Here is a 12,467-nt window from a genome sequence, read left to right as displayed (position 1 = left end):
CCCCTTTGGTCCGTAGACGTTATGCGGTATTAGCAGTCGTTTCCAACTGTTGTCCCCCACCTAAAGGCATGTTCCCAAGCATTACTCACCCGTCCGCCGCTCGTCAGCAAAGTAGCAAGCTACTCTCTGTTACCGCTCGACTTGCATGTGTTAGGCCTGCCGCCAGCGTTCAATCTGAGCCATGATCAAACTCTTCAATTAAAAGTTTTTTGTCTTTCGACAGCTCAATGAATTCTGAATTTATTTAATATCTTTCGATATTGAATTGACTGTGCTGCAATTCCTACCGAAGTAGTTATTGCTGTTGGTCACTCAGTTTCAATTGAGACTCTAAATTTTTTTGCCTCACTACCTAAGTAGCTTGGCTGTTAGAACTCAATCTGTACGAGTGCCCACACAGATGATTGCTTTATATTGTTAAAGAACGTTGCGATTAAAGTATTTACTTTATCTCGCTAGGGCTGCGCATGTTACGCTTTCCATTTTTTTTGTCAACACTTAATTTAAACTTTCTAAAAAATATAAACTCAAGTTTTACTCGACTTACTGAGTAGCTGCTTGCCTCGCTAAGCGTTGCCTGCTCTGCCGTCTCAGTGGGGTCGCATTATAGGGAGAACAGATTTTTACGCAAGCGTTTTTTTAAGAAAACTTAAAATAAAGTGCTGTTCGATTGATTTACGAACGAAAGCACTCAAAATAGGTAGTTTAGTAACCAACAACGATACTCGCTGGCCATTTTATAGGCTCTACTGCTATTATCTCGGGCAACGTCTCTCATTTTATTAGGTGTTCTATGACTATCCGTTCTTATAAAGGGATAACCCCTACATTTAACCAAACTGTCTATGTAGATGAATCTGCAGTATTGGTCGGTGATATCACATTGGGTGACCACAGTAGTGTCTGGCCATTAGTTGCTGCTCGGGGTGATGTTAATTACATTCGCATTGGTGAGCGTACTAATATACAAGATGGTAGCGTTTTACATTTAACTCGCTCAAGTAAAACCAATCCAGATGGCTACCCACTTATCATTGGAGACGATGTTACCGTTGGCCATAAGGTGATGCTACATGGATGTCGCTTAGGAAGCCGCATTTTAGTCGGCATGGGTGCGATTGTAATGGATAATGCCATTGTAGAAGATGATGTGATTATTGGCGGTGGTTCACTAGTACCACCAAATAAACGACTAGAATCTGGTTTTTTATATGTAGGTAGTCCAGTAAAACAAGCTCGCCCTTTAACAGAACAAGAGCGGAGCTTTTTAAAAATATCAGCGACTAATTATGTTGAGCTTAAAGACGAGTACCTCGCTGAAAATTAACTTAGCGCCTTAATCTCAATTTGCCCTGCTGAGTTATATTCTTCATCTTCGATGAGATGCTCAGCAATATCTTCATAATCAAAACGCAGTAATTCAAAATGTTGCTTTGCATCTTCGGGACTAGAAATCGCCGTGTCTCGGGTGTCAATAATACATTCCACTATCAGACCGCTCACTTGAGCATAAAATATTAAGCTGTGTGCTTTTTCTCTAAATTCAATACGGTCTATAAATTGAATAGCTTGATTCACTTAAGCTCCCCCGCTTTTAATGCTTTTACCACGGGTAATATTTCAGGCATTTTGTTACGCCATACAAAGTAAGCCTGTGCAGCTTGACCAACAAGCATGCCGCTTCCATCTAATGCTTTAATAGGTGCGTTATAATCCAAGGCCCACTGCATGAACAATGTTTTTTCTAACGAATAAAACATATCGTATACACATTCACAATGATTAAGGTACTTTTTATCAAGCCCTGGTAACTCATTATGAACACTACTGGATGTTGAGTTTACAATTAGCGAGTAATCACTTTCTGGTAAATCATCAAATCCGTAACCAGTCACTTTGCCGTATTTAGAAAATAGCTCAGCCAGTGTATTTGCTTTTGCTGCGGTACGATTAACGATAATAATTTCATTAGGCTGTTGAGCTAACAAAGGTAAAATCACGCCACGGGCTGCTCCACCGGCCCCAATTAGCAAAATTCGTTTATCTTTTATTGCTACTTTATTTTCTAGTAAATCATTTACAAACCCAATGCCATCGGTGTTATCGCCTAGCAAACGCCCATCATCAAGTATTTTAATCGTATTTACTGCACCAACTATCGTGGCAAGCTCAGTACGCACGTCGACTAATTCAAATGCTTGCTCTTTAAATGGCATGGTTACATTCGCTCCCAGCCCGCCTTGAACAAAAAAGGCGTTCACTGATTTTTGAAAGCCATCAATCGGTGCTAATATTGCGCGGTAATCAATTTGCTCACCTAATGAGGTTGCAAATTTCGTATGTATAGCGGGTGATTTTGAGTGTTCGATTGGGTTTCCAAAAACCGCATATTTGTCCATATTCAAACAACCTTTTGTATAGTTAGCACTGTTAATTAACGATGATAATATTATGATTAGACGACTTTTCTCAAAATCGAAGCCTACTGAGCCGCATCATGCCCCAACGCCTGAAAAAACACCTTATCAGATGATAGGGGGTGAACAAGGTGCACGGGCCTTATCTGATAGATTCTACGACATAATGGCAACAGATGAATACGCTAAACCGTTATATGATATGCATCCTCAGCCATTAGAGCGTATACGCCAAGTGTTTTTTGAATTTTTATCTGGATGGCTAGGTGGACCTGATTTATTTGTAGAAAAACATGGTCACCCTATGCTGCGTAAAAGACATATGCCCTTTCCAATAGATCAAGACCTGCGTGACCAATGGATGCATTGCATGAACAAAGCGCTTGATGCTGAAATTGATAACCCTTTATTACGTGAGGGGCTGAGAAAATCTTTAGCACAACTCGCCAGCCATATGATTAACCAAGATTAACGGAAATTGTTGTCATTTAATCTTTTAAGTTTGCGCTACATCAAGGCCTATTACTGCTAAATCAAGATAATAATGTAATCTTGTTTAAAAGAGCATTATGCGCGTGAAATCAATTCAACATAAAATTTATGCACTCCTTGCGCTCACCGGAGCGCTCGTTTTATTTGCAAGCCTTTTTAGTAGTTCCAATCAACAACATTCTCTCGCGCAAGATACGATTGAAAGCAATATCAAATTACTTGCTGACAATTATTTTGACTCTATCAATACCATGATGCTCACTGGCACAATGGCTAATCGCGATATTTTGAGCAGTAAACTACGTAGCCACCCAAATATTGAAGATGCACACATTATTCGCGGCCCTATTGTGACAAAAGCATTTGGACCCGGAAGCCCAAACCAAGCTCCGGCCAGCGCTGCAGAGCAAGCAGCATTAACAGGTAAAGAAGCGCTGTTTATTGAACAACAGAAAGACACTCGCTTCATGACCTACTTAAAGCCCATGTTTGCACAGAGTGATTACAAAGGGACAAATTGCTTAGGTTGTCATCAAGCAAATGAAGGTGATGTGTTGGGCGTTGTGAAAATTAGCTATTCTCTGGCTGATATTGATGAAAAGGTCACTCGAAACACTCTAATTAACACACTTCTACTCTCAACTTTGTTTTTAATTGCATTCGTATTATTGGGTTTGTTATTTAGAAAGATATTCATTAAAAGGCTTAAAAAAATGAATCAAGTTATTCATTTAGCCACCAGCAATAATGATTTGAGCTTAACGATTGATGACAAAAACAATGATGAACTTAGCTCTTTAGCCGATAGTTTTAACCAAATGATAGATTCATTTAAAGAAAATATTACTCAAGTATCCCACTCATCGAAAGTGCTGATTCATTGTGCTGAAGCGATTTATACCTCTGCAGATGCAACAGAACATGCAATTTTAAGTCAAAAACAAGGGACTGATTCGGTCGCAGCTGCCATAAATGAACTTGAAAGTTCATCTAGTGAGGTGAAAAATACAACACATTTTGCTTCTGAAAAATCGCAAAGCAGCAATTCTCTCGCTCAACAAAGTCTACAAGTTGCGACACATACAGAGCAAAGCATCAATCAACTTGCCGAAGATGTTCGCAGTGCCGCAGCGCAAGTAAGTCAATTACAGGCACAAACGATAGAAGTGGGAAATGTACTAGAGGTGATAAGTAGTATTGCTGAGCAAACTAACTTACTGGCACTTAATGCAGCAATCGAAGCTGCTCGTGCAGGCGATACAGGTAGAGGGTTTGCTGTTGTGGCAGATGAAGTGCGTACCTTAGCAACTCGTACACATGATTCAACGGATGAAATTCGCCGTACAATTGATAAACTCCAAGCTGAAGCGGCCAATACAGTCACGATGATGAGCAGTTCTTGTGAGGAAGCAGATGAACGAGCATTGCAGGTTAAAAAAGTAGCCCAAGCTCTACAGGACATATCTTCTCAAATGAACGAAATCAATCAGCTTAATGTTCAAATAGCCAATGCCACTGAGCAACAAAACTTAGCTGCTGAAGAAATTAACCAAAGTGTAGTGGCTATTAGCGATAATGCGGAACGTTCATTAGTGGATGCTAAAGATAATCAAAAAGTCAGTGAAGAGTTATTATCTCTCGCACGATCTTTAGACGAGCAAGTACGTTCTTTTAAACTAACCTGAACGTTAGATAACTGAGTAAAATAAAAAAGGCGCTAATGCGTTAGCGCCTTATAATTTGATTCTATAGTTGCCAGTCTCGAGCAATTAACTGATCATGCTGCGTATTTAGCCAGCTCTGTGGGCGCAAATAATAGCGGTATAACATCGCCTCAGGGCTATTCGCTGATGGCATATAATTATACTCCCACCTCGCCAGTGGCGGCATCGACATTAATATAGACTCTGTGCGTCCGCCAGTTTGTAAACCAAATAGCGTACCACGGTCCCACACTAGATTAAATTCAACATAACGTCCACGACGATATAATTGGAAATCACGTTGCTGTTGCGTATATGCGTCGTCTTTACGGCGCTCGATGATAGGTAAGTACGCATCGAGAAAACCATTACCCACCGCTTGCATAAACTCAAAGCTTTGCTCAAACCCCTCTTCATTTAAGTCATCAAAGAACAAGCCGCCCACACCACGAGTCTCATCACGGTGCTTTATGTAAAAATAGTCATCACACCATTTTTTATAACGAGGGTAAACGTCCTCTCCAAATGGGACGCAAAGGTCATGCGCAACTTGATGCCAATGCTGCACATCTTCGAATACAGGGTAAAAAGGAGTTAAATCAAAACCACCACCAAACCACCAAATAGGTTGCTCACCTTCTTTTTCGGCGATAAAAAACCGAACATTGGCGTGACTAGTAGGGATATGTGGATTTTTCGGATGAATCACTAACGAAACACCACATGCGTGAAAACTTCGACCTGCTAATTCTGGGCGGTGTGCTGTCGCAGAAGCTGGCATAGAGGCACCAAATACATGAGAGTAATTCACCCCACCTTGCTCAATAACATGCCCGTCACGAATAACACGCGTCCGGCCACCGCCGCCCTCTGCACGCTGCCAACTGTCTTCAACAAATTTAGCCGCACTGTCGGCTTTCTCTAAACCTTGGCAAATATGATCTTGCAAAGCCATTAAGTAAGTTTTTACTTGTTCAAGTAGATTACTATGCATTACTTATCCTCTAAACACTTTGCCTGTCATAACATCTTTAATTGTGCTCGGTTGCGTATTTCCACCTAGCGCTTCATCAACATAAAACGCAACCTGTTCACCAAACTCGTTTTTAGCCTGAGCAATACTCGTTACAGTATCTTGCCCTGATAAGTTAGCACTAGTAGAGACTAAAGGCTTACCAAACTCCTGGCATAACTGTTTTACTGTTGGATGGTTTGTCACCCGTACTGCTATCGTATCAAACTGACCTGTTAGCCATTTTGGTGTGTTTTTAGCCGCAGGCATCACCCAAGTTATAGCCCCTGGCCAACTAGAAAATATATCAGCACGTTTGTCCATCGGAACTTTTGCATCATCGATATATTTTAGTAACTGGCCATAATTATCAGCAATTAAAATTAATCCTTTTTCTACAGGACGCTGCTTTATCGCCAATAAGCTTTCTACGGCTTGCCTATTATCTGGGTCGCACCCTAAACCAAATACAGCTTCAGTTGGGTAAACAATGACACCACCTTGTTGTAAGGCATCAACAACAGTTAAAGGTGAAGGGATTGGATCTGTCACACAAATCTCCAAATACAATAAAAGTTAAGCGTTTTACTCGCTGACAGTGATTTTATGCGAGCAACTTTTCTGTGGGCATTGTAACACAACACTGTTGGTCATTTGCTTTTGCATCATGACTGGCCACTGGCACTCGGGGCAAGTATGCTCAATAGGTTTAAAATTAAGGGTGTATTTACAACTTGGGTAGCTATCACAAGAATAAAACGTTTTGCCAAATTTATTACTACGCGCAACTAACTGCCCTTTTTTGCATTTAGGGCAAGCGGGTAACACTTCAGCATCGGGCTCTTTTTCATCGTGAACAATGTAATGGCACTCGGGGTAACCGGTACAGCCAATAAACATACCGTAGCGGCCATTTTTAACCACCAGCGGATTGCCACATTCTGGACACGGACTATCATCAAGTACTTTAATTTGCTGAGTATCGTGTTGAGCTAAAGGCCGAATAAAATCACATTTAGGGTAGCTTGCACAACCTAGAAAAGGCCCGCTTTTACTGTTGCGTATCACTAATTCAGAACCACATTGAGGGCAAACTTCGTATTCTTTTTCGAGGGCATGCTGATTAGCAGAGAAAAGCGAATGATCTATTTTACTCATGTAGTTCCAAAGCAATTGGCTAATTTTCGCTTAATATACCCAAACTAATTAAAGTTACAAGCACCGTACTGAGGTTAATGCAACACTTCGGCTGGTTCGTCAAAAATGAGCTCTTCCATCTGCGAGTAGGCAAGCTCCGAACCAGGGACATTAAATAGCACCATTAATACAACCCACTTTAAGTCATCCAACCCTATATAAGGCTTATCGAGGGCGAACAAGCGATCCATTACCATTTCTCTTGTTTCATTATTAATCACACCTATTTGCTCAATAAACATCAAAAAACCACGGCATTCCGTGCTTAGCATTTGGCATTCACTGTCGGTAAAAATACGAACGGCATGTTGAGGGTAAGCATTAAGGTAAGGCACTTCATCACAATGTTGTAGATCAGCCAATTGCTCTAACCAATCAAGTGCTTTATAGATCTCAGGTTTATTAAAGCCCGCACGTAGTAGCTCATCAGTGAGTTCATTTTGCTCTACGAAGACTTCAGCATCACTGTGAATATAGTTTTCAAATAAATACATGAGGATATCGAACATATTAGCGTCCTCCCAACTTGATATAGCCGTCTAAAACTCGCTCTACTTTGTCATCTAATTCCAAATCAAGTAAACGAGTCTGTACTTTGTCAATCGACCATTGGCAGCGTCGAGCAATCACATCAACCGGTGTAACTTCAAAACCAACGCTCTTCAGTACGGCGCACTCAGGCTTATTTTCAACAGGCTCATCTATACTATATAGACTGTTTTCGCTGAAAAAGCTCACTTCTTCCAAAATATCGCTAACATTTTCGACCAGTTTTGCTCCTTGTTTTATCAAAAAATGGCTTGCTTGAGAAAGCGGATTTTTAATCGAACCCGGCACTGCAAAGACCTCTTTATTTTGTTCAAGCGCATACCTCACAGTAATGAGCGAACCACTTTTAATCTCAGCTTCCACAATCAAAACCCCTAAGGATAATCCAGATATAATGCGATTACGACGCGGAAAGTTATTAGCGTTAGCTGCTGTTCCAGGTAAAAATTCACTAACTAACAAACCAGCGTTCAATACGTGATCAGTTAGTAATCTATGTCGCTTAGGGTAGTAAACATCCACACCAGTACCCAGAACGGCAATGGTGTTTCCCGTTCCTGCAAGGGCGCCTTTGTGCGCAGCGCCATCAATACCTAACGCCATACCTGATGTAACGGTTAAATTGGCTTCACTGAGCTGATGTGCAAATTGAGCGGCTATTTCAAGCCCAATAGGGGTTGCATTACGGCTGCCAACAATAGCAATTTGCGGACTCGTTAAAAGAGCGCAATTACCGCGACAAAATAGTAATAAAGGGGCACTGGCAATTTCTTTGAGTAATGGAGGATAACGCGAATCAAAATAGCTTATAACATCGATGCCAGACGCTGTTATTAATTTTTCGTAATGCTCAACACGCTGCCAATCCGTGGCCACCAAATTTGTGGCGACTTGTTGACTGAGGCCCGATTCAAGTAATTGTTGATACGATAAATTAACGAGGTCATCTAATGGCACTTTTTCAGCGAGTGCTAGCAGCGTTTTAACACCCAGACCTTTGCATAAATAAAAGGCAAGCCAATCTGTTAGCTTGCCAAAAGACTGTTCCATGCTCTCTCCTTAGAGCACTCAAACCTGTATTAATTTATTACTGCAAAATCACCGACGCGGATTGGGTGCTGGTTTTTTACGATTAAGGCATAGCTAACATTGTCATATACTTTGAACACCATTAGCTCACCGACTTTTTCTCTTGGCATATGCCATACAGTGGCATCTTTATCTGCCTCAACGCCAAAAAATTCACTCGTATCTGTAATAAGCTTTTCAAGGCTATTTGAATCTTCTTTATACCTTGGGCCATTTCGACCATCAAATACAGTGGGAGAGCGGCGCTCAATATCTAAAATGTGCCCTGCCGCTATTTGCTGCTCAGACCCTAAGTTTAGCACTACAATATCCATTGTGCTAAATTCTCGCAGTTCAGTGACCGCAGAAATAATATTTCCTTCAACAGGTTGCACTGGGCGCTTCATATTAAAAAATGCAGGAAGTGTTTGCCCCTCCATTGCAGGCAGCAAAAAATCTGTGGCTCTAATCTCTTGTTTAACGCTTTCAATTTTTACTGAGGCGGGTACGGCTTTTTCAATATCACCGGCTCTAAATACACGGCCCACACCCACTAATACAGATTTATACGCAAGCACTTTATCGCTGTTAATATCTTTATAAGGTTTACCTTTACGGTAGATAGCGTAACTTTCGTGTTTTTTCAGATTGCCTTTAACATAAACAATGTGGCCTAAGGTATTCATCTTCGTATTTTCATTAGCGCCCAAAATATAAGGTAAATCATCAATCTCTTCACCACTAATCGCTTGTTCGTATGTTAAATATGGACGCAGTAGCTCAAGGGGTAATGTAGGAATCGCGTTCTTACCTTTGGGAATCATTCGCCCTTGCGGAGAAAGTTTTTTAAAACCGCTATTAATAATTAATCGTGGGTTTCCGTGATCATCGTAAATTAAAGCAAGTGCATCACCTGGATAGATCAAGTGTGGATTATTTATTTGCGGATTCATCTGCCAAAGTTCAGGCCATAACCAAGGTTCGCTCAAATAGATGCCCGAAATATCCCATAATGTATCACCCTTTTTCACAACATATTGTTTAGGCGCATCTTTTTTAATAGATAAAACATCGGCATGAGATGAGAATGCCGTGCTTAATATCAGCACAGCAGCTAAAAACGGGTATTTCATTAGGCTTCCTTGTGAGTTTTTTCATTATTATCAACCAAAACCTGTTAAAGGTGAACGCGAATGGCTAAAATAAGAGCATACAATACCCTATATTATGCACAAGTGAAAAGGTTACTATGGCTAGGTTAGAAGTTTTAAGATTTCCAGATGAACGTTTACGTACTGTCGCACAAGACGTCACAAACGTTGACGACGAAGTTCGTCAAATAGTTAAAGACATGCTAGAAACAATGTATGACGAAAATGGCATTGGCCTTGCCGCCACACAAGTTGATATTCATCGACGCATTGTGGTGATCGACGTATCAGAAGAACGTGATGAGCCTATCGTGCTAATCAATCCAGTGATCAGCAAGCAAGACGGTAAAACAGTCAGTGAAGAAGGCTGTTTATCGGTGCCGCATTCTTACGCAAAAGTAGATCGCGCAGAAACAGTCACTGTCACAGCCCTCAATGAAAAAGGTGAAGAATATAGCCTAGATGCCGATGAGCTTTTGGCTATTTGTATTCAGCATGAGCTGGATCACCTTAAAGGCAAATTATTTATTGATTACTTATCACCATTAAAGCGTCAACGTATTCGTAAAAAGCTTGAAAAAGAAGCTAAATTTGCAGCACAGTAATAAGCACCTTAGGAAAACTCAGTGACAAAACCACTACGCATTATTTTTGCTGGTACGCCGGACTTTGCTGCGCGCCATTTACAAGCTCTTATTGATTCTGAACATCAAATTGTTGGTGTTTATAGTCAGCCAGACCGCCCTGCTGGGCGAGGTAAAAAACTAAAAGCCAGCGAGGTTAAAGAGCTTGCTTTAGCCAATGACTTACCTGTCTTTCAACCTGCATCATTAAAAAGTGACGATGCATTAGTTGAATTAAGCAGCTTAAATGCAGATATAATGATTGTCGTTGCGTATGGGCTATTACTGCCAAAAGCAATTTTAGAGGCTCCTCGCCTTGGTTGTTTAAATGTGCATGGTTCAATTTTGCCACGCTGGCGTGGTGCAGCGCCGATCCAGCGCGCTATTTGGGCGGGCGACAATGAAACAGGTGTCACCATAATGCAAATGGACGAAGGGTTAGACACCGGTGATATGCTGCATATTAGTCGCTGCCCTATTGCTACTGATGAAACCAGTGCAAGTTTATACACTAAACTCGCTGATTTAGGCCCTAGCGCACTGATTGATACAATCACAAAATTAGCCAATGACGAACTAACACCTCAGGTGCAAGATGATGCCTTGGCAAATTATGCAAAAAAACTATCAAAAGACGAAGCCAATATTGATTGGTCAATGGACGCTGTGCAAATTGAACGCAATATTCGTGCATTTAACCCTTGGCCTGTGTGTTTTACCCTGATGGGCGAGAACACAGTAAAAATTTACCAAAGTGAAGTGGTTGAACAACAAGGCACACCAGGCACTATTTTACACAGTGACAAACACGGTATTGTAGTCGCTTGTGGCACACAGGCGCTAAAAATAACCCAATTACAGCCACAAGGTAAAAAACCAATGGCTGTGACAGACTTTTTAAACGGTCGCAGTGACTGGGTTACTCCAGGCTGCGTCTTAGGCGAAAATAATGAGTAATGTTCCAAACGTACGTGCGCTAGCCGCTGAAACTTTATATAACGTAGTCGATAAAGGTGCTTCACTAAATCAAGAACTGCCATTCGCAAGCCAAGGTTTATCGCCAAAAGATAAAGCCCTTCTACAACAAATTTGCTATGGCGTATTACGTTATTTACCTAGTTTAGAAAACTATTGCCAACATTTAGTGGAGCAGCCACTTAAAGGAAAGCGCCGTATTTTCCAGTTCTTGTTGTATGTTGGTATTTACCAACTACAGCATATGCGCGTTCCTCCGCATGCTGCAATCAGTGAAACAGTGAATGCTTTAGCGCAACTGCGAGCACTTGGATTAAAAGGGTTGATCAATGCTATTTTACGTAGCTTTCAACGCCAACAAGCAGAACTTGAAGAGAAAGCGAAACAAATCCCGGTGTGTTTATACAACCACCCAAACTGGTTTATTAAACAAGTAAAAGAAGCCTATCCTGAGCAATGGGAACAAATCTTAGAGGCGAACCAGCTTCAAGCCCCTATGTGGTTACGTGTGAATCAAGCACAGTACACTACAGCTCAATACAGTGAAATGTTGACCGCAAATGATATTGAACACACTGTAAACCCTGACTTTGTCGATGGTATTAAACTTGATAAGCCGCGCGATGTTTTCTCGCTGCCAGAATTTGATACGGGTGCTTGCTCAGTGCAAGATGCAGCAGCACAGCTAGCCGCTCGCTTGCTTGATCCAAAAGATGACGAGCACATACTGGATGCATGTGCAGCCCCAGGTGGTAAAACATGCCACATTTTAGAACTGGCTGATGCAGATGTTCTTGCCCTTGATAGCGATGCAACTCGCCTTGAACGGGTAAAACAAAACTTAACCCGAATAGGCTTAGGTGCCGACTTACAATGTGCTGATGCCTCGCAACCCCATACATGGTGGGATGAGCAGCAATTTGATCGTATCTTACTTGATGTTCCATGCTCTGCAACTGGCGTAATTCGTCGTCACCCAGATATAAAGTGGCTTCGCCGTGCATCAGATATTAATGACTTAGCCACCCTGCAAGGTGATATCTTAGATAGCATTTGGCCATTATTAAAACCTGGTGGTACGTTAATTTATGCTACCTGCTCTGTGTTACCTCAAGAAAATCAACAGCAAGTAGCCAATTTTTTAGCCAATAACACTGATGTTGACCATATACCGCTACACGATAAGGACACCGTAACAACCCCTGGGCTGCAATTACTTCCGGGTGAGAGTGACGGTTTTTACTACGCTAAGCTTGTTAAAAAAAGCGCATAAGATAACT

Annotated in this window: 14 protein-coding genes and 1 rRNA gene; 6 read left to right on the top strand and 9 right to left on the bottom strand. The window is 41.4% G+C overall.

Annotated features, from left to right (window positions below; all coding sequences use genetic code 11):
* A 16S ribosomal RNA gene (locus ATS75_RS19190) occupies positions 1 to 201 on the bottom strand; the annotation flags it as partial.
* A 592-nt stretch (positions 202 to 793) separates the two neighbouring features.
* On the opposite strand from ATS75_RS19190, the gene ATS75_RS19185 reads away from it, so the two are divergent.
* Positions 794 to 1,327 (top strand): gamma carbonic anhydrase family protein, encoded by a 534-nt coding sequence (locus tag ATS75_RS19185; protein WP_058562034.1) that lies wholly within the window; start codon positions 794 to 796, stop codon positions 1,325 to 1,327.
* Here the strand turns inward: ATS75_RS19185 and ATS75_RS19180 are convergent.
* The gene (locus tag ATS75_RS19180; RefSeq protein WP_058562033.1) at positions 1,324 to 1,578 is read right to left on the bottom strand and encodes a DUF1488 domain-containing protein; all 255 of its coding nucleotides are present in this window, start codon (positions 1,576 to 1,578) and stop codon (positions 1,324 to 1,326) included. The two genes, ATS75_RS19185 and ATS75_RS19180, sit on opposite strands and share 4 nt — an antisense overlap.
* Positions 1,575 to 2,399, bottom strand: a complete 825-nt coding sequence (aroE, locus tag ATS75_RS19175) for a shikimate dehydrogenase (RefSeq protein WP_058562032.1) — start codon at positions 2,397 to 2,399, stop codon at positions 1,575 to 1,577. Before aroE ends, ATS75_RS19180 begins: the two co-directional genes overlap by 4 nt.
* Positions 2,400 to 2,451: 52 nt before the next feature.
* Between aroE and ATS75_RS19170 the strand changes: the two genes are divergently transcribed.
* The gene (locus ATS75_RS19170) at positions 2,452 to 2,889 is read left to right on the top strand and encodes a group II truncated hemoglobin (protein WP_058562031.1); all 438 of its coding nucleotides are present in this window, start codon (positions 2,452 to 2,454) and stop codon (positions 2,887 to 2,889) included.
* Positions 2,890 to 2,986: 97 nt separating this feature from the next.
* Complete coding sequence (locus tag ATS75_RS19165; protein ID WP_058562030.1) at positions 2,987 to 4,594, top strand: methyl-accepting chemotaxis protein; 1,608 nt, start codon at positions 2,987 to 2,989, stop codon at positions 4,592 to 4,594.
* A 61-nt stretch (positions 4,595 to 4,655) separates the two neighbouring features.
* Here ATS75_RS19165 and hemF read toward each other — a convergent pair whose 3' ends face one another.
* From hemF to ATS75_RS19135, 6 genes are all read right to left on the bottom strand, one after another.
* Complete coding sequence (hemF, locus tag ATS75_RS19160; protein ID WP_058562029.1) at positions 4,656 to 5,606, bottom strand: oxygen-dependent coproporphyrinogen oxidase; 951 nt, start codon at positions 5,604 to 5,606, stop codon at positions 4,656 to 4,658.
* Between the two features lie 3 nt (positions 5,607 to 5,609).
* The gene (locus ATS75_RS19155) at positions 5,610 to 6,176 is read right to left on the bottom strand and encodes an L-threonylcarbamoyladenylate synthase (RefSeq protein ID WP_058562028.1); all 567 of its coding nucleotides are present in this window, start codon (positions 6,174 to 6,176) and stop codon (positions 5,610 to 5,612) included.
* Positions 6,177 to 6,209: 33 nt separating this feature from the next.
* Positions 6,210 to 6,782: a type I DNA topoisomerase gene (locus tag ATS75_RS19150; RefSeq protein ID WP_058562027.1), complete on the bottom strand. Its 573-nt coding sequence runs from the start codon at positions 6,780 to 6,782 to the stop codon at positions 6,210 to 6,212.
* Between the two features lie 74 nt (positions 6,783 to 6,856).
* Complete coding sequence (locus ATS75_RS19145) at positions 6,857 to 7,330, bottom strand: DUF494 family protein (RefSeq protein ID WP_058562026.1); 474 nt, start codon at positions 7,328 to 7,330, stop codon at positions 6,857 to 6,859.
* A gap of 1 nt (position 7,331) precedes the next feature.
* Positions 7,332 to 8,420 (bottom strand): DNA-processing protein DprA, encoded by a 1,089-nt coding sequence (gene dprA, locus ATS75_RS19140; RefSeq protein ID WP_058562025.1) that lies wholly within the window; start codon positions 8,418 to 8,420, stop codon positions 7,332 to 7,334.
* Between the two features lie 29 nt (positions 8,421 to 8,449).
* Positions 8,450 to 9,571, bottom strand: a complete 1,122-nt coding sequence (locus tag ATS75_RS19135) for a LysM peptidoglycan-binding domain-containing protein (RefSeq protein WP_058562024.1) — start codon at positions 9,569 to 9,571, stop codon at positions 8,450 to 8,452.
* A gap of 116 nt (positions 9,572 to 9,687) precedes the next feature.
* Here ATS75_RS19135 and def point away from each other — a divergent pair, with 116 nt between their 5' ends.
* Genes def through rsmB form a run of 3 tightly spaced genes read left to right on the top strand, consistent with a single transcriptional unit; the run spans position 9,688 to position 12,460 of the window.
* Positions 9,688 to 10,194: a peptide deformylase gene (gene def / locus ATS75_RS19130; protein WP_058562023.1), complete on the top strand. Its 507-nt coding sequence runs from the start codon at positions 9,688 to 9,690 to the stop codon at positions 10,192 to 10,194.
* A 21-nt stretch (positions 10,195 to 10,215) separates the two neighbouring features.
* Positions 10,216 to 11,169, top strand: a complete 954-nt coding sequence (gene fmt / locus ATS75_RS19125) for a methionyl-tRNA formyltransferase (RefSeq protein ID WP_058562022.1) — start codon at positions 10,216 to 10,218, stop codon at positions 11,167 to 11,169.
* Positions 11,162 to 12,460 carry a 16S rRNA (cytosine(967)-C(5))-methyltransferase RsmB gene (rsmB, locus tag ATS75_RS19120; RefSeq protein ID WP_058562021.1) on the top strand — a complete coding sequence of 433 codons (1,299 nt, stop codon included), beginning with the start codon at positions 11,162 to 11,164 and terminating at the stop codon, positions 12,458 to 12,460. Before fmt ends, rsmB begins: the two co-directional genes overlap by 8 nt.
* Positions 12,461 to 12,467 lie beyond the last annotated feature (7 nt).

Source organism: Pseudoalteromonas sp. H105, assembly GCF_001469215.1.
GTDB lineage: Bacteria > Pseudomonadota > Gammaproteobacteria > Enterobacterales > Alteromonadaceae > Pseudoalteromonas.
Note: the sequence above shows the minus strand (reverse complement) of the source record. Positions and strands in the feature narration are given on the sequence as shown.